The organism is Pseudomonas cavernae, assembly GCF_003595175.1.
GTDB lineage: Bacteria > Pseudomonadota > Gammaproteobacteria > Pseudomonadales > Pseudomonadaceae > Aquipseudomonas > Aquipseudomonas cavernae.
In genome coordinates, this window is the sequence record NZ_CP032419.1 from 437,938 (window position 1) to 455,398 (window position 17,461).

Sequence of the window (17,461 nt, forward strand, 5' to 3'; positions counted from 1 at the left end):
CGCAAACCTTTGCGCAGATCCTTAAAAACGGGCGCCCAGCAGTTAAACTGGGCGCCCGTTTTCTTTTCAGGATGTCGCCGCATGCGCCCGCTCGTCGCCACCATCGATCTGGCCGCCATTCGCCACAACTATGCCGTGGCCCAGCGCTGTGCGCCGGGGCGCCAGGCGTTTGCGGTGGTCAAGGCCAACGCCTACGGCCACGGCGTGCGCGAGGTGGTGGCGGCGCTGGCCGAGGCGGCGGACGGCTTTGCCGTGGCCAGCCTGGAGGAGGCCGAGGAGGTGCGCGCGGTGCAGCCTGACGCGCGGCTGCTGCTGCTCGAGGGGTGCTTCGAGGCCGATGAATACGGGCGGGCCGCACAGCTGGGCCTGGATCTGCTGGTGCGGGACGAGCAGCAGCTTGCGGCCTTGCTGGCTGCGCCGCTCGGCCGGCCGCTGAATGTCTGGCTCAAGCTGGACAGCGGCATGCACCGCCTGGGGCTCTGCGCGGACGCGGTGCGCCGGTGCTTTGCGCGCCTGCGTGGCAGCGACCGGGTCGCCGAGCTGAATCTGCTCAGCCATTTCGCCTGTGCCGACGAGCGCGGCCATCCGCTCACCGAGCAGCAGCTGGAATGCTTCCTCGCTCTGCTCGACCTGGATTTCGATCAGCGCTCGCTGGCCAACTCGGCGGCGATCCTGACCATCCCGGCGGCGCACATGGACTGGCTGCGGCCGGGCATCATGCTCTACGGCGCCAGCCCGTTCGCCGAACTGTCCGCCGCCGAACTGGGCCTGCGCCCGGCCATGAGCCTGAGCGCGCAACTGCTCGCCGTGCGCGAGGTGGCGGCCGGCGACAGCGTCGGCTACGGCGCCGCCTGGGTGGCGCAACGGCCGGCGCGGATCGGCACGGTCAGCTGCGGTTACGCCGATGGTTATCCACGCCATGCGCCGTCCGGCACCCCGGTGGTGATCCATGGCCAGCGCGTGCCGCTGGCCGGGCGGGTGTCGATGGACATGCTGGCGGTCGATCTCACTGAGCTGCCAGAAGCGCAGGTCGGCGACGCGGTCGAGCTGTGGGGCGCGCAGTTGCCGGTCGACGAGTTGGCACAGGCGTGCGGGACCATCGGTTACGAGCTGCTGAGCAAAGTCACCGCGCGGGTGCCACGGCGTTACCGCAGCTTCTAGGGCGGGCCGACGAGGACGCCAGCGGCTGCGCCCGGCGCGCCGCCAGGCATCGGATTTGGCTATTTTTTGTGCTATATTCCGCGCCCCCGTGAGAGCCCGCTGGTCAAAAAATATGCAAGCCGCCAAGCCGTTGTTCGACTATCCCAAGTACTGGGCCGAGTGTTTCGGGCCGGCACCCTTCCTGCCGATGAGCCGGGAAGAGATGGATCAACTCGGCTGGGACTCCTGCGACATCATCATCGTCACCGGCGATGCCTATGTGGATCATCCGTCCTTCGGCATGGCCATCATCGGCCGCCTGCTCGAGGCTCAGGGCTTTCGCGTCGGCATCCTCGCCCAGCCGAACTGGCAGTCGAAAGACGACTTCATGAAGCTCGGCGAGCCGAACCTGTTCTTCGGCGTCGCCGCCGGCAACATGGACTCGATGATCAACCGCTACACCGCCGACAAGAAGATCCGCTCGGACGACGCCTACACCCCTGGCGGCCTGGCTGGCCAGCGCCCGGATCGCGCCAGCCTGGTCTACAGCCAGCGCTGCAAGGAAGCCTACAAGCATGTGCCGATCGTGCTCGGCGGCATCGAGGCCTCGCTGCGCCGCATCGCGCACTACGACTACTGGCAGGACAAGGTCCGCCATTCGATCCTGATCGATGCCTGCGCCGACATCCTGCTGTACGGCAACGCCGAGCGCGCCGTGGTCGAGATCGCCCAGCGCCTGGCCTTCGGGCAGAAGATCGACGAGATCACCGACATCCGTGGCACCGCCTTCATCCGCCGCGACACCCCGCAGGGCTGGCTGGAGATCGACTCCACGCGCATCGACCGGCCGGGCAAGATCGACAAGATCATCAACCCCTATGTGAACACCCAGGACACCGCCGCCTGCGCCATCGAGCAGGAGAAGGGGCCGGTCGAGGACCCCAACGAGGCCAAGGTGGTGCAGCTGCTGCCGCATCCGAAGCTGGAGCGCGACAAGACCGTGATCCGCCTGCCGTCGTTCGAGAAGGTGCGCGGCGATGCGGTGCTCTATGCCCACGCCAACCGCGTGCTGCACCTGGAGACCAACCCCGGCAACGCCCGCGCCCTGGTGCAGAAGCACGGCGAAGTGGATGTGTGGTTCAACCCGCCACCGATCCCGATGAGCACCGAGGAAATGGACTACGTGTTCGGCATGCCCTATGCGCGCGTGCCGCACCCGGCCTATGGCAAGGCGCGGATCCCGGCCTACGAGATGATCCGCTTCTCGGTCAACATCATGCGTGGCTGCTTCGGCGGCTGCACCTTCTGCTCGATCACCGAGCACGAGGGCCGCATCATCCAGAACCGCTCGGAAGAGTCGATCATTCGCGAGATCGAAGAGATCCGCGACAAGGTGCCGGGCTTCACCGGGGTGATTTCCGACCTCGGCGGGCCGACCGCCAACATGTACCGCATCGCCTGCAAGAGCCCGGAAATCGAGAAGCACTGCCGCAAGCCGTCCTGCGTGTGGCCGGGCATCTGCGAGAACCTCAACACCGACCACTCGGCGCTGATCCAGCTGTACCGCTCGGCGCGCGCGCTGCCGGGGGTGAAGAAGATCCTCATCGCCTCGGGGCTGCGCTACGACCTCGCCGTGGAGTCGCCGGAGTACGTCAAGGAGCTGGTCACCCACCACGTCGGCGGCTACCTGAAGATCGCTCCGGAGCACACCGAGCAGGGCCCGCTGGACAAGATGATGAAGCCGGGCATCGGCAGCTACGACAAGTTCAAGCGCATGTTCGAGAAGTATTCGAAGGAGGCGGGCAAGGAGCAGTACCTGATCCCGTACTTCATCGCCGCGCACCCGGGCACCACCGACGAGGACATGATGAACCTCGCCCTGTGGCTCAAGCGCAACGACTTCCGCGCCGACCAGGTGCAGGCCTTCTATCCGTCGCCGATGGCCACCGCCACCGCCATGTACCACTCGGGCAAGAACCCGCTGCGCAAGGTGACCTACAAGAGCGACGCCGTGCAGATCGTCAAGAGCGAGCAGCAGCGCCGCCTGCACAAGGCCTTCCTGCGCTACCACGATCCGAAGGGCTGGCCGCTGCTGCGCGAGGCGCTGGAGCGCATGGGCCGCAGCGACCTGATCGGCAACGGCAAGCACCAGCTGATCCCGGCCTACCAGCCGGCCACCGACAGCTACCAGAGCGCCCGCCGCAAGAACTCCACGCCGGCCGGCAGCAAGAAGGTCGGCAAGGCGTTGTTGACCCAGCACGCCGGCCTGCCGCCACGCGCCAGCGATGGCAGCAAGCCCTGGGACAAGCGCGAGGAAGCCAAGGCCGCGGCCTTCGCCAGGAACAAGGAAGCCGCCAAGGCGCGGGCCGAGGAGAAGGGCGGCAAGGGCAAGAAGAAGCCGGCCAAGCGCCCGGTGGCGCCGCGCTAAGCCCCAAGCGATAACGAAGACGCCAGCCCAGTGCTGGCGTTTTTGTTTGCTGCGCAGGATTGCAGGATTGGTCCTGTAGGTTGGTGTTGAGCGCGGCGATACCAGCGAGCGTCAGTGCGTAGGGTGGATGTCGCTTTTCACATTCACCGGCTTTGGTGGAAAACGCTTCGCGGTTTTCCACCCTACAAGGCGAGGGCGCGCGGGGCTTGGTTTCAATTTAAATTGGAACTATAGTACCAAAATCATAACGATAACGCCGGAGCCCACCGCCATGCGTACCGCCGCCCTGACCCTGATCGCCCTGTCCGTGCTGCTCGCCGCCTGCGGCGAGGACCAGCGCGCCGCGCCACCGACTACCCATGTCGACTTCCAGAAGGAGCTGCAGGCCAGGCTGATCAAGGCCAAGACCGGCGAGGTGATCGAGATCCCGGCCGGCACCTATCACCTCGACCGCAGCCTCAGCCTGAAAGCCAGCGGGGTGACCATCAAGGGTGCCGGGATGGACCAGACCATCCTCAGCTTCAAGGGCCAGAAGAGCGGCGCCGAAGGCCTGCTGGTCGACGCCTCGGACTTCACCATCGAGGACCTCGCCCTCGAGGACACCAAGGGCGACGCGCTCAAGGTGGTCGGCGGCAAGAACATCGTCATCCGCCGCGTGCGCACCGAATGGACCAACGGCCCGGCCACCGAGAACGGCGCCTACGGCATCTACCCGGTGCAGACCGAGAACACCCTGATCGACGGCGCGGTGGCCATCGGCGCCTCGGACGCGGGCATCTACGTCGGCCAGTCGCGCAACGTGGTGGTGCGCAACAGCCGCGCCGAACGCAACGTCGCCGGCATCGAGATCGAGAACACCATAGGCGCCGACGTCCACCACAACGTCGCCACCGGCAATACCGGCGGCATCCTGGTGTTCAACATGCCCAACCTGCAGCAGCCGGGCCATACCACCCGCGTCTATCAGAACCGGGTGCAGGGCAACAACCACGCCAACTTCGGCCACAAGGGCACGCCGGTGGCCAGCGTGCCGGCCGGCTCCGGGGTGGTGATCAACTCCAACGACCAGGTGGAGATCTTCGACAACGACATCGGCGACCACAAAACCGCCAACGTCATCGTCAGCAGCTACTTCAGCACCGGCTACACCAGCCTTTCGACCCAGGAGAATTTCGACCCCTATCCGGAAAGCATCTACATTTACGCCAACCGTTTCGGGCCGGGCGGCGACAGCCCCGACAACCTCGAACTGAAGGCGCTGAAACTGGCCAAGTACGGCCTCGACGGGCGCCTGCCGGACATTCTCTGGGACGGCTACGTCAACCCGAAGAAACTGGTGGACGGCAAGCTGCCTGCCGACCTGGCGATCTGCGTCGACAACGGCGAAGCCGGGCTGATCAACGTCGACGGCCCCAACGGCTACCAGAACATCAGCACCGACATGAGCAGCCACAAGTGCGCGCTGCCGAAACTGCCCGCCGTGCAACTGGCCGAGGCCAAGGCGGAGCAGGGCGCATGACGCGTTGGCTGACGCTCGCCGCGGCGCTGTTGCTGGCCGCCTGCGGCAAGCAGTCCGCACCGCTGTATCTGCCGGAAGGCGACGACTATCCGCAGACCCTGAGCGGCTGGGGCATGCTGCAGCTGGCCGATGGGCATCTGCAGCCGGTAGCCGCCGCGCTGCCCTACGACGTCAACACGCCGCTGTTCAGCGACTACGCGCACAAGCTGCGCACCCTGTGGATGCCGCCAGGGCAGGCGGCGCAGTACGGCGAGGAACACTTCGAGTTTCCCACCGGCACGGTGCTGAGCAAGACCTTCTACTACCCCAAGGATGCCCAGGGCCGCCTGCTGCGCAACAGCAGCGACGACCGCGATCCGCAGCACGGCCTGGAGTTGGCCAAGGTGCAGTTGGTCGAGACACGCATCCTGGTCAAGCAGAAGACTGGCTGGGTCGCCTTGCCCTACGTCTGGGACGCGGCGCAGCGCGAGGCCACCCTGGAGTGGGCCGGCGCCAGCCAGGACCTGAACCTGTACGACGCCGCCGGCCAGCGCCTGGCGATCGACTATCAGGTGCCGGATGCCAACCAGTGCGCCGGCTGCCACGAGGAGCGCCACGGCCAGGGCCCCAACCCCTTGGGGCCGAAGGCGCGCCACCTGAACAAGGATTTCGCCTACGCCGACGGCCCCGCCAACCAGCTGCAGCATTGGGCGCAGCGCGGTCTGCTCAGCGGCTTGCCGCAGGCGCTGGCCGGAGTGCCGCAGAACGCCCTGTGGGGCCAGCCGCGCCCCGGCGAGAGCCTGGAGCAGCAGGCGCGCAGCTACCTGGATGCCAACTGCGCGCACTGCCACAACCCCAAGGGCCCGGCGCGCACCTCCGGTCTGTTGCTCGATCCGGGGACGCCGCTGAGCATCGCCAGCGGCCTGTGCAAGCAGCCGGTGGCGGCAGGCAAGGGCTCCGGCGACCGCCTGGTGGACGTCCACCCCGGCCAGCCGGACCGGTCGGTGCTGATCTACCGGATGGAAAGCACCGACCCCAGCGTGATGATGCCGGAACTCGGCCGCTCGGTAAGCCATCGCGAGGGCGTCGACCTGCTGACCCGCTGGATAACCGGCCTCGACGGCGGTTGCTGAGCGCTCGGGTACAAGGCGGACTGTTTGCCGCGCGCTCGAGTCCGTACCTGCTGGCGCGACTTTGCCGCTCTAGCGCTGCGGTTGGCTATCGCCCTCTATCGGCGCTGCTCTATGCGCCCGGCGGCTGTCGGGCGCAGCCGCTTTAACGCGGGGCGGGCAGCCTGGCTGGTGGTTTTCTGGCGGAGTGCCGTGGCCGTGCTAGCGTTTGGAGGCCAATTCCTCATTTTGCGAGCATGTGTCATGGATGAAACTACCATCGTTAACGTCGGTACCGAGAAGATCAACGCGCTGATGGCGCTGGTTCAGCAGTACGGCGCCGCCTTCCTAGTCAAGATCCTCGGCGCCATCGCCTTCTGGATCATCGGCCGCTGGCTGATCAGCTTCGTCATCGGCATGGTGCAGCGCGCCCTGACCAAGCAGAAGGTCGACCCCACCGTGCTGCGCTATGTCGGCTCGGCGATCACCGTGACCCTGAACATCATCCTGGTGATCGGCATTCTCGGTTACCTCGGCGTGCAGACCACCACCTTCGCCGCGCTGATCGCCGCGGTCGGCCTGGCCATCGGCCTGGCCTGGTCGGGGCTGCTGGCCAACCTGGCGGCCGGCGGCTTCATCATCGTCCTGCGCCCGTTCAAGGTCGGCGACTTCATCAGCGCCGGCGGGGTAACCGGGACAGTCACCGAGATCGGCCTGTTCGCCACCGCGATCAACACCCCGGACAACGTGCTGACTCTGGTCGGTAACAACAAGATCTTCAGCGACAACATCCAGAACTTCACCCACAACCCATTCCGCCGCGTCGAGCTCAAGGCGCAACTGGCCGGCGCGGCCGACTGGAAGACGGCCGCGGCCCTGCTCAAGGAGCGCATCGCGGCGCTGCCCAGCGTGCTCGCCGAGCCGGCGGTGGATGTGGAGATTCTCGAGTTCAACCTGGTCGGCCCGGTGCTGGCGGTGCGCCCGTACTGCCATAACGATCACTACTGGCAGGTGTATTTCGACACCAACAAGACCATCAAGGATGCCCTCGCCGGGGCCGGCTTCCCGGCGCCGATGCCGGCCTCGACGGTGATCGTGCAGCAAGCGGGGTGAGGTGTTGCGCCCCGCCCGACTGGCGGGCGAGGGCGCGTTTCAGGACACCAGCAACAACGCCAGCAGCGGCGTCAGGTTGAACAGCAGCACGCCGATTTTGTACACCGCCATGCCGCCATAGTGCAGGGCGTCGAAGCTTTCCAGCGACAGCCGGAACCAGCGGCCATGCAGGCGGTAGAGCCAGTCGTGGGCACCGCGGAACACGGCGAACCAGACCAGCAGCACGGCATAGTTGATACCCAGGCTCCACAACAGGAAGTGCTGGATCAGTTCGACGTTCATTTGCAGACCTCGCGAGGAGTGGTACTCCCGGTGTAGGAACGCTGCCCGGCCGTTGCGCCGGACTCTCGCCGGCCTCAGCTCGGCTGACGGTCCACCCACTTCGGCGCCACCAGCGGTTGCCAGGCGCCCAGCAGTTCCAGCAACTGCGCCGGCGACTCGCCGATCTGCAGCATCTCGCGGTGATGCGAACGGACGAAACGTTCCTCGACCAGATGATCGAGGAAGGCGCTGAGCTTGGCGTAGAAGCCGTTCACTTCCAGCAGGCCCAACGGCTTGGCGTGGTAGCCGAGCTGGCCCCAGGTCCAGACTTCGAACAGCTCCTCGAGGGTGCCGAGGCCGCCGGGCAGAGCGATGAAGGCGTCGGACAGCTCGGCCATGCGCGCCTTGCGCGCGTGCATGCCGTCGACCACCTCCAGGCGGGTCAGGCCCTTGTGGCCGACTTCGGCGCGTTCCAGGCTTTGCGGAATGATGCCGATCACTTCGCCACCGGCGGCCATCGCGGCATCGGCGACCACGCCCATCAGACCGACCGCGCCACCGCCGTAGACCAGGCGGATGCCGCGTTCGGCCAGGTGGCGGCCGAGCGCTTCGGCGCTTTCACGGTAGATCGGGTGGGCGCCGGGGCTGGCACCGCAGAACACGCAAATCGAACGCAGGGACATCGTCTACTCCGCAGGTTGGCAACCGCCACAGGGTAACGGTCGTCGACGTGTGGACCAAGTACTCCCCTTGGCTATTGATGGGCGAGGAGGTGCGGAGAGGGCCAGCCGGTCGACTTCGATCTTCCTGCAAACGGGAGAGGGGATTTCCGGCGTTCGCTCCAAAGCAGCTGCAGATGGACCACCAGCGCATCGGTGCGGCTTTTTGCCTCGCCGGAGCGGGAACTCGGCTATGGTAAGAACGTCTTCCTAGAACCTGCCTGCAGCCGACTTGCCAGATTATCCGCGAGTTGGCCCGCGGCAGTTTCCACGGCCTGTCCAACGGGTCGCCAGGGCGTTTTGCCCATCCTGCCAAGGAGTCTGCCATGCTTCGCCAACTTGTTACCCTATCCGCGCTGGTGCTGGCCAGCGCCCAGGTGTTCGCCGCCGAATGTGCGGTCACGGTGAATTCCACCGATCAGATGAGCTACGACACTCAAGCCATCCAGGTCAGCAAGAGCTGCAAGACCTTCACGGTGAACCTCACCCATGACGGCAAGCTGCCGAAGAACGTGATGGGCCACAACTGGGTGCTAAGCAAGGCCGCCGACATGCAGGCCGTCGCCACCGACGGCATGGCCGCCGGGCTCGACAACAGCTATCTGAAGTCGGGAGACGCGCGGGTGATCGCGCACACCAAGGTCATCGGCGGCGGTGAGAAGGACTCGGTGAGTTTCGATGTCGCCAAGCTGAGCGTCGGTGAGCAGTACATGTTCTTCTGCTCCTTCCCCGGCCATGTGGCGATGATGAAGGGCACGGTGACCCTGGTCGACTGAGGGTTTCCCCAGCCTGCGTCCTGCCATCGGATGGACGCAGGCACTGCCGCATCGACGGTTCTAGGCTAGTGGCCTATGTGGTTAGTTCAATTAGTCAATTTCGGCGTCTGAGGCCCTGATACTGCGTTGCTGCTCCTCGCCATAGCCCTGCTATGACTCGTCGCAGCACCTGGTCTCAGAACCTCAGCCCTTCGAACTTGAGTCAACCAACTAACCGTACAGGCCACTAGCGCGCATCATCGCTGTGCTTGTCGAGTGCGTGCCATGACCGATACCCGCCAGCTGTTCACCCGCCAATCCGCCGCCTACCGCAGTTTCCGTCCGACCTACGAGGCGCAGCTGTTTGCCTTGCTCGCCGCGCAGGCGCCGGGGCGCGAGCTCGCCTGGGACTGCGCCTGCGGCTCGGGGCAGGCCACCCTCGGCCTGGCCGCGCAGTTCCGCCAGGTGGTGGCGACCGACGTCAGCCAGGCGCAGCTCGATCAGGCGCCGCCGCTGGACAACGTCAGCTACCGCTGCGAGCCGGGCGAGCGCAGCTCGCTGGCGGCGGCCAGCGTCGACCTGACCCTGGTGGCCCAGGCGTTGCACTGGTTCCACGTCGAGGCGTTCTACGCCGAGGTGCGCCGGGTGTCGCGGCCTGGCGCGCTGCTCGCGGTGCTCTCCTACAACCGGCTGGAGATCGAGCCGGCGATCGATGCGTTGGTCGATCACCTCTACCACGAGATAGTCGGGCCCTACTGGGCGCCAGGGCGCAAGCACGTGGAGGACGGTTACGCCCGCCTGCCGTTCCCGTTCCGTCGTCTCGAGGTGCCGGTGTTCGGCCTGCAGGCGCAGTGGGACCTCGAACATCTACTCGGCTACCTGCAGAGCTGGTCGGCGGTCGCCGACTTCCGGGCGGCCGAAGGCGTCGATCCGGTCGAGCGCCTGCGCGCGCAGTTCGTCAGCGTCTGGGGCGATCCCGGGCAGTTGCGCGCCGTGAGCTGGCCGCTGATGGTCAAGCTCGGCGTGGTCGAGTAAACGCGCGTACATCCCGGATCGCAGCCGGGCTACGGGGTCACGAGCGCGCCTGTAGGGTGGTAAACCGCGCAGCGTTTCCTCCGCATGCCGGTGGCTGAGGCCAGCGACCTCCACCCGGTAACCGTCTTGCACGGATGCATGCGCTTTCGCCAGGGCCAACCGCCCGCCATTTTTCTCTCTGCGACTAACCTCTAGCTCCGCTGAAACCCGCATGCCAGCGGGCCGCGACGGTGCGCCGGGAAAACCGTCGCGCACCAGTGGCGTGCAAAGCGCGAAGCGCTGGCTATTGTTAGTAGGCATGCGGCCCGACTCCGGCCGTCACGGCCCGGTCTGACTGCGCGGCCGTCACAACAACAATAAGCACAAGGAGGCAGCAATCACCCCCAACATTCCCCGCGCCGCAACCCATGGCACGTCCCTTGCTGAATGAGCTGACCCAATAACAATTTGCAGCAAACCCACCCTTAGGAGTACCGCTTCCATGTCGCAGAAGATCTACAGAAAAGGCTTTCTGGCTCTCGCGGTGACCGCCGCATTCGGGGCTTCCTCGCTGGCGCAGGCCGACGTCGTGATCGGCGTGGCCGGGCCGCACACCGGCGCCAACGCGTCGTTCGGCGAGCAGTATTGGCGGGGGGCCACCCAGGCGGCCGAAGACCTCAATGCCGCCGGCGGCATCAACGGGGAAAAGATCAAGCTGGTCAAGGCCGATGACGCCTGCGAGCCGAAGCAGGCGGTGGCGGTGGCCAACCGGCTGGTCGATCAGGACAAGGCCATCGGGGTGGTCGGCCACTTCTGCTCGTCCTCGACCATTCCGGCGTCCGAGGTTTATGAAGAGGCCGGCATCGTCGCCATCACCCCCGGCTCGACCAACCCGCTGGTCACCGAGCGCGGCCTCTCCGGGATGTTCCGCATGTGCGGTCGCGACGACCAGCAGGGCATAGTCGCCGGCGACTATATCGTCGACACGCTGAAGGCCAAGAAGGTCGCGATCATCCACGACAAGGACACCTACGGGCAGGGCCTGGCCGATGCCACCCGCGCGCAGCTGAAGAAGCGCGGTGTCACCGAGGTGATCTACGAGGGCCTGACCCGCGGCGAGAAGGACTTCAACGCGCTGGTCACCAAGATCCGCGCCACGGGCGCCGAGGTCGTCTACTTCGGCGGCCTGCACCCTGAGGCCGGGCCGCTGGTGCGGCAGATGCGCGAGCAGGGGCTGACCGCCAAGTTCCTCTCCGGCGACGGCGTGGTTACCGACGAACTGGTCACCACCGCCGGCGGCCCGCAGTACACCAACGGCGTGCTGATGACCTTCGGCGCCGACCCACGCAAGATTCCGGACGGCCAGGCGGTGATCGCCAAATTCCGCGCCGCCGGTTTCGAGCCGGAAGGCTACACCCTGTATGCCTACGCCTCGCTGCAGACCCTGGCGGCGGCCTTCAACGGCGTCGGCAAGAACGACCCGGCGGCGGCCAGCCAGTGGATGAAGAGCCATCCGGTGCAGACGGTGATGGGCAAGAAGGAGTGGGACGCCAAGGGCGACCTGAAGGTTTCCGACTACGTCATCTACCAATGGGACGACAAGGGCAAGTACAGCCAGCAGTAACGCCGCTGCCGGCCGCCCGGGCGGCCGGTGTTTGCGGGCATTGCTGAATTCATCACCCAGCACTGGCGCCACGGCGTGGCCGTGGCGCCTTCAGCAGTACCCGCCCGACTGACCCTGGCAGAAGTGAGACTGAGTCATGGACGGTATTTTCCTCCAGCAATTGATCAACGGTCTGACCCTCGGTTCGGTCTACGGACTGATCGCCATCGGCTACACCATGGTTTACGGCATCATCGGCATGATCAACTTCGCCCATGGCGAGGTGTACATGATCTCCGCCTACCTGGCGGCCATTGCCCTGGCGCTGCTGGCCTACTTCGGCCTCGAATCCTTCCCGCTGCTGATCCTCGGCACGCTGCTGTTCACCATCCTGGTCACCGGGGTGTACGGCTGGGTGATCGAGCGCATCGCCTACAAGCCGCTGCGCGGCTCCACGCGCCTGGCGCCGCTGATCAGCGCCATCGGCATGTCGCTGATCCTGCAGAACTACGTGCAGCTCAGCCAGGGCGCCCGCCAGCAGGGGGTGCCGACGCTGCTCGACGGCGCCTTCAAGATGCATATCGGCGAAGGCTATGTGCAGCTCACCTACACCAAGGTGTTCATCCTCATCGCCGCCTTCATCGGCATGGGCGTGCTCACCTACGTGATCCAGTACACCAAGCTTGGGCGCATGTGCCGGGCCACCCAGCAGGACCGCAAGATGGCCTCGATCCTCGGCATCAACACCGACCGGGTGATCTCCGCCGTGTTCGTCATCGGTGCGGCCATGGCGGCGCTGGCCGGGGTGCTGATCACCATGAACTATGGCACCTTCGACTTCTATGCCGGCTTCATCATCGGCATCAAGGCGTTCACCGCCGCGGTGCTCGGCGGCATCGGTTCGCTGCCCGGGGCGATGCTCGGCGGCATCATCCTCGGCATCGCCGAGGCGCTGTTCTCCGGCATGGTCAACACCGACTACAAGGACGTGTTCAGCTTCTCGCTGCTGGTGCTGATCCTGATCTTCCGTCCCCAGGGCCTGCTCGGTCGCCCGCTGATTGCCAAGGTGTAAGGGACTGCGATGACTGCCAAGACCAATTCCATCGACCTCAAACACAGCCTGCTCGATGCCATCCTCGCCGGCCTGATCGCCCTGATAGTGTTCGGCCCGATCATCGGCGTGGTGCTCGACGGCTACAGCTTCAACCTGCTGCCGCAGCGTCTGGCCTGGATCGTCGCCGCGGTGATGGGTGGGCGTTTCGTGCTCAGCCTGTTCCTGCAGACTGAACGCGGCCGGCGCATCCTCGAAGGCTTCGAGGGTGGCGGCTCGGGCGTGCACGTGCTGCCGCCGGGCTACCAGAGCCGGCTGCGTTGGATCATCCCGCTGATCATAGTGCTGGCGCTGGTGTTCCCGTTCTTCGCCAGCAAGTACCTGCTGACCGTGGTGATCCTCGGCCTGATCTACGTGCTGCTCGGCCTCGGCCTGAACATAGTGGTCGGTCTCGCCGGCCTGCTCGACCTCGGTTACGTGGCCTTCTACGCCATCGGCGCCTACGGCCTGGCCCTCGGCGCGCACTACCTCGGCCTCGGTTTCTGGACCTTGCTGCCGGCGGGCGCGCTGCTAGCGGCGCTGGCGGGGGCGCTGCTGGGCTTCCCAGTGCTGCGCATGCACGGCGACTACCTGGCCATCGTCACCCTAGGTTTCGGCGAGATCATCCGCCTGATCCTCAACAACTGGCTGGACTTCACCGGCGGCCCGAACGGCATGTCGGTGCCGGCGCCGACCTTTCTCGGCCTGGAGTTCGGCCGCCGCGCCAAGGAAGGCGGGGTGCCGTTCCACGAGTTCTTCGGCGTGGCCTACAACCCCAACCTGAAATTCCTGTTCATCTACGCGGTGCTGTTCCTGGTGGTGCTGCTGGTGCTCTACCTCAAGCATCGGCTGACCAAGATGCCGGTCGGCCGCGCCTGGGAGGCGCTGCGTGAGGACGAGATCGCCTGCCGCTCGCTGGGCCTCAACCATGTGCTGGTCAAGCTCTCGGCCTTTATGCTCGGCGCCTCGACGGCGGGGCTGGCCGGGGTGTTTTTCGCCAGCTACCAGGGCTTCGTCAACCCCTCGTCGTTCACCTTCTTCGAGTCGGCGCTGATCCTCGCCATCGTCGTGCTCGGCGGCATGGGTTCGACCGTCGGCGTGGTGCTCGCCGCCTTCGTGCTCACCACGGCGCCGGAGCTGCTGCGCGCCTTCGCCGATTACCGGGTGCTGCTGTTCGGCATCCTCATGGTGGTGATGATGATCTGGCGCCCGCGCGGGCTGATCCGCATCAGCCGCGCAGGCTTCGCGCCGCGCAAGGGGGTGGCGCCATGAGCGACAAGATTCTCAGCGTCGAACACCTGATGATGCACTTCGGCGGCATCAAGGCGCTCAACGACGTCAACCTGGACGTCGAGCGCGGCTCGATCACCGCGCTGATCGGTCCCAACGGCGCCGGCAAGACCACGGTGTTCAACTGCCTGACCGGCTTCTACAAGGCCAGCGGCGGCAGCATCCTGCTCAACACCCAGGGCCAGTTGACCGATGTCATCAAGGTGCTCGGCCAGCCGTTCCGGGCCGGCGACTTCATCAACCCGGCGCGGTTCGCCAGCCGCCTGCACTACAAAATGTTCGGCGGAACCCACCTGGTCAACCGCGCCGGTCTGGCGCGCACCTTCCAGAACATCCGCCTGTTCCGCGAGATGTCGGTGGTGGAGAACCTGCTGGTGGCCCAGCACATGTTCGTCAACCGCAGCCTGTTCGCCGGCGTGTTGAATACCCACGGCTACCGGCGCAGGGAGAACGAGGCACTGGACCACGCCTTCTACTGGCTGGAGGTGGTCGAACTGGTGGATGCCGCCAACCGCCTGGCCGGCGAGCTGTCCTACGGCCAGCAACGGCGCCTGGAGATCGCCCGGGCGATGTGCACACGGCCGGAGCTGATCTGCCTGGACGAGCCGGCGGCCGGCCTCAACCCGATGGAGACCCAGGCGCTGAGCCGGATCATCCGCTTCCTGCGCGACCACCACGGCATCACCGTGCTGCTGATCGAGCACGACATGGGCATGGTGATGAACATCTCCGACCACATCATCGTCCTCGACCACGGCGACGTGATCGCCCGTGGCGCCCCCGAGGCGGTGCGCCATGATGACAAGGTGATCGCCGCCTACCTCGGTGCCGACGAAGAGGAGCTGGTATGACGGCAGCGCTGCTGGAGTTCCGTGAAGTCGATGCGTTCTACGGGCAAATTCAGGTGCTGCACAAGGTGTCGCTGCGGATCGACGAGGGTGAGACGGTGGCGCTGATCGGTGCCAACGGCGCGGGCAAGTCGACCCTGCTGATGTCGATCTTCGGCCAGCCGCGTGCGGCGGCCGGGCAGATCCTCTTTCGCGGGACCGAAATCACCCACAAGACCGCGCACTTCGTCGCCTCCAGCGGGGTGGCGCAGGCGCCGGAAGGGCGCCGAGTGTTCCCCGACATGAGCGTCGAGGAAAACCTGCTGATGGGCACCATCCCCATCGGCATGGAGCACGCCGGTGCGGACATGCAGCGCATGTTCGAGCTGTTCCCGGTGCTCAAGGAGCGGCGCAATCAGCGCGCCATGACCATGTCCGGCGGCGAGCAGCAGATGCTCGCCATCGCCCGCGCGCTGATGAGTCGACCCAAACTGCTGCTGCTCGACGAACCGTCGCTGGGGCTGGCGCCGCTGGTGGTGCGGCAGATCTTCCAGACCCTGCGCGAACTGGCCAAGAGCGGGGTGACCATCTTCCTCGTCGAGCAGAACGCTAACCATGCCCTGAAGCTCAGCGATCGCGGCTATGTGATGGTCAATGGCGAGATCCGCCTGAGCGGCACCGGTCAGGAACTGCTCGGCAACCAGGATGTGCGCAACGCGTATCTGGGCGGGCACTGACGCGGCGGGTCACGCGCGAAGGCGCGCGAGGGAGAGGCCGGGCCGGCGGCAAGCGCCGGCCCGGGGTGTTTCAACTGCCGGTCAGAACATGAAGGTCGGAATCACCGGCACGAAGATGAGGCGGAAGTTCCAGCGGCTGCCCAACTGGTCCTCCGGGTGGATCGCCGAGTACTGGACTTCCGCGCCCAGACGCACGGGCAGCTGGCCGAACTTGAACAGGCGGGAGATGCCCAGGCCGACCGGGAAGGTGACCTTGTTGTCGCTGGTGGCCTTCCAGTTGACGGTGACGTTCGGTGTCATGCCGACCCGCCACTGGGCGTCGCCGGGGATATTGTGGACGATGAAGTACTGGATGTTGGTCAGGCTGACATCGTCGCGGTCGTCGTCGCCGGCCACTGACCACCAGTGCTGCGGGAACACCCCCAGGGACCAGTCCTGGCCCAGGTAGGCGACCACGGCGGTGGGGCCCACGGAATATTTTCCCTGGCCGAGCACATCGTATTCGGCGGTGGGGAACAGTGCGGTGCCACCCACGCCCCACACCAGTTTGGCGCCGTTAGCGAGCTTGATCGGCGCCTTGGGCGAGGCGAGACCGACATAGCCCAGATCACCCATGCCGTGCGTGCGGTCGTAGGGGTTTTCCAGCAGGCCCGGCAGTTCCGGGGAGTGGATGATGGTGTCCGGCCCCATGCCGGCGAGGTCGCCGAAATCCTTGTTCACCGGTGCATCGGTGTAGGAGATGGGAATCCGGTGGATCATGTTCCAGTCCTCGCCCAGCTCGGTTGGGAAGGTCGGCATGAAGCTGTACTTGCCCATGTAGTGGGTGCCGCCGCTGTTCGGCCCCTTCAGTGCGGTGTAGTCGAACTGGTTGAAGAGGATAACCAGGTTGCCGACCGGGTTGTCCATCAGCTTGGCGATCTGCGCCTGGGATGGCTGGCAGCCGGCCTTGACCAGCTCGTGCAGGTCGATGTCGAAGTCGTTCTGCATGCGTGCGCACTTGTCGGATGAGGCGGGGTTCGCTGTCGCGTTGCCGTTCGCATCGTTCTGCGCCAGTTGCAGCTCGTGGCGGTAGCCGCCCGATGCGCTGTTGCCAAAGGGCAAGTCCGCTTCAGCCGGCCGCGTCGCTTGCTGCGGGCTTTGGGAGGCGGCGCCGGCCAGGCTGGCGCAAGTCAGCATGCTCACGCCAAGGGTGAGTCCCAGGTAACGCTTCATCATCCATTCTCCATCTGCCTTTGCCCTCGCGGCCTTGGGCGGCGGGGAGGTTATCCGTTACGGGTGTGGCGTCCGATGCCTCGGCGAGGCTGAAACGCTGTACGACAGCTGGCGAGCCATTCCTACTGATTCAGTGACAGTTCTGCTGCCGCCATTGTCGTGGGGAGTGTAGAGCGTTGTGGCGCAGCGGGTAGTCGAGGTGGCGACTTTCCAGGCCGGGTGATGCCAGAGCCCCAGGATGACGGGAATATGCAGCGCATGTTCGAGCTGTTCCCGGTGCCAGGCAGCGGCGCAATCAGCGGGTCATGAGCATGCCCGGCGGTGAACAGCAGATGCTCGCCATCGTCCGCGCGCTGATGAGCCGACCCAAACTGCTGCTGCTCGACGAGCCGTCGCTGGGGCTGGCGCCGCTGGTGGTGCGACAGATCTTCCAGACCCTGCGCGAACTGGCCAAGAGCGGGGTGACCATCTTCCTCGTCGAGCAGAACGCCAACCACGCGCTGAAGCTGTCCGACCGCGGCTACGTGATGGTCAACGGCGAGATCCGCCTGAGTGGCACCAGCGCGGAACTGCTCGGCAACCAGGATGTGCGCAACGCCTACCTGGGCGGGCATTAGCTTTGCCGAGCCCCTGTAGGAGCGAATTCATTCGCGATCGAGGCCACA

General features: G+C 65.9%; 15 protein-coding genes and 1 pseudogene. 13 read left to right on the top strand and 3 right to left on the bottom strand.

Going from position 1 to position 17,461, the window contains the following annotated elements; genetic code table 11:
* The first annotated feature begins 81 nt into the window (after nucleotides 1-81).
* From alr to D3880_RS02005, 5 genes are all read left to right on the top strand, one after another.
* Nucleotides 82-1,161: an alanine racemase gene (gene alr, locus D3880_RS01985; protein WP_119891863.1), complete on the top strand. Its 1,080-nt coding sequence runs from the start codon at nucleotides 82-84 to the stop codon at nucleotides 1,159-1,161.
* Nucleotides 1,162-1,273: 112 nt separating this feature from the next.
* A complete protein-coding gene (locus D3880_RS01990) occupies nucleotides 1,274-3,568 on the top strand; it encodes a YgiQ family radical SAM protein (protein ID WP_119891864.1) in 2,295 nt (764 codons plus the stop codon).
* 271 nt (nucleotides 3,569-3,839) lie between these two features.
* Entirely contained in the window at nucleotides 3,840-5,087 is a 1,248-nt protein-coding gene (locus D3880_RS01995; RefSeq protein WP_119891865.1) for a parallel beta-helix domain-containing protein, read from the top strand.
* Nucleotides 5,084-6,199: an SO2930 family diheme c-type cytochrome gene (locus D3880_RS02000; RefSeq protein WP_119891866.1), complete on the top strand. Its 1,116-nt coding sequence runs from the start codon at nucleotides 5,084-5,086 to the stop codon at nucleotides 6,197-6,199. The genes D3880_RS01995 and D3880_RS02000 overlap by 4 nt, the downstream gene beginning before the upstream one ends.
* A 240-nt stretch (nucleotides 6,200-6,439) precedes the next feature.
* Nucleotides 6,440-7,288 carry a mechanosensitive ion channel family protein gene (locus D3880_RS02005; protein WP_119891867.1) on the top strand — a complete coding sequence of 283 codons (849 nt, stop codon included), beginning with the start codon at nucleotides 6,440-6,442 and terminating at the stop codon, nucleotides 7,286-7,288.
* Between the two features lie 39 nt (nucleotides 7,289-7,327).
* Here the strand turns inward: D3880_RS02005 and D3880_RS02010 are convergent, their stop codons facing one another.
* Together D3880_RS02010 and D3880_RS02015 are read right to left on the bottom strand one after the other, a co-directional pair.
* Nucleotides 7,328-7,570, bottom strand: coding sequence for a DUF6868 family protein (locus tag D3880_RS02010; protein WP_119891868.1), 243 nt, complete (start codon nucleotides 7,568-7,570; stop codon nucleotides 7,328-7,330).
* 74 nt (nucleotides 7,571-7,644) lie between these two features.
* On the bottom strand, nucleotides 7,645-8,232 hold the full coding sequence (locus D3880_RS02015) for an LOG family protein (RefSeq protein ID WP_119891869.1): 588 nt from the start codon (nucleotides 8,230-8,232) through the stop codon (nucleotides 7,645-7,647).
* A 362-nt stretch (nucleotides 8,233-8,594) separates the two neighbouring features.
* Between D3880_RS02015 and azu the strand changes: the two genes are divergently transcribed.
* From azu to D3880_RS02050, 7 genes are all read left to right on the top strand, one after another.
* A complete protein-coding gene (gene azu / locus D3880_RS02020; RefSeq protein ID WP_119891870.1) occupies nucleotides 8,595-9,044 on the top strand; it encodes an azurin in 450 nt (149 codons plus the stop codon).
* A 264-nt stretch (nucleotides 9,045-9,308) separates the two neighbouring features.
* Nucleotides 9,309-10,058: a class I SAM-dependent methyltransferase gene (locus D3880_RS02025; RefSeq protein ID WP_119891871.1), complete on the top strand. Its 750-nt coding sequence runs from the start codon at nucleotides 9,309-9,311 to the stop codon at nucleotides 10,056-10,058.
* Between the two features lie 481 nt (nucleotides 10,059-10,539).
* Nucleotides 10,540-11,661 (top strand): branched-chain amino acid ABC transporter substrate-binding protein, encoded by a 1,122-nt coding sequence (locus tag D3880_RS02030; RefSeq protein WP_119891872.1) that lies wholly within the window; start codon nucleotides 10,540-10,542, stop codon nucleotides 11,659-11,661.
* Nucleotides 11,662-11,797: 136 nt separating this feature from the next.
* Nucleotides 11,798-12,712, top strand: coding sequence for an ABC transporter permease subunit (locus D3880_RS02035; RefSeq protein WP_119891873.1), 915 nt, complete (start codon nucleotides 11,798-11,800; stop codon nucleotides 12,710-12,712).
* Between the two features lie 9 nt (nucleotides 12,713-12,721).
* Nucleotides 12,722-14,002, top strand: coding sequence for a high-affinity branched-chain amino acid ABC transporter permease LivM (gene livM / locus D3880_RS02040; RefSeq protein ID WP_119891874.1), 1,281 nt, complete (start codon nucleotides 12,722-12,724; stop codon nucleotides 14,000-14,002).
* Nucleotides 13,999-14,871 carry an ABC transporter ATP-binding protein gene (locus D3880_RS02045; protein ID WP_119891875.1) on the top strand — a complete coding sequence of 291 codons (873 nt, stop codon included), beginning with the start codon at nucleotides 13,999-14,001 and terminating at the stop codon, nucleotides 14,869-14,871. The genes livM and D3880_RS02045 overlap by 4 nt, the downstream gene beginning before the upstream one ends.
* A complete protein-coding gene (locus D3880_RS02050) occupies nucleotides 14,868-15,584 on the top strand; it encodes an ABC transporter ATP-binding protein (protein ID WP_119891876.1) in 717 nt (238 codons plus the stop codon). The genes D3880_RS02045 and D3880_RS02050 overlap by 4 nt, the downstream gene beginning before the upstream one ends.
* Before the next feature lie 81 nt (nucleotides 15,585-15,665).
* On the opposite strand, the gene D3880_RS02055 is transcribed toward D3880_RS02050, so the two are convergent.
* Nucleotides 15,666-16,796, bottom strand: a complete 1,131-nt coding sequence (locus D3880_RS02055) for a hypothetical protein (protein ID WP_162934920.1) — start codon at nucleotides 16,794-16,796, stop codon at nucleotides 15,666-15,668.
* Between the two features lie 246 nt (nucleotides 16,797-17,042).
* On the opposite strand from D3880_RS02055, the pseudogene D3880_RS02060 reads away from it, so the two are divergent.
* Nucleotides 17,043-17,413, top strand: a pseudogene (locus D3880_RS02060) (ABC transporter ATP-binding protein); the annotation flags it as partial.
* Nucleotides 17,414-17,461: the final 48 nt, after the last annotated feature.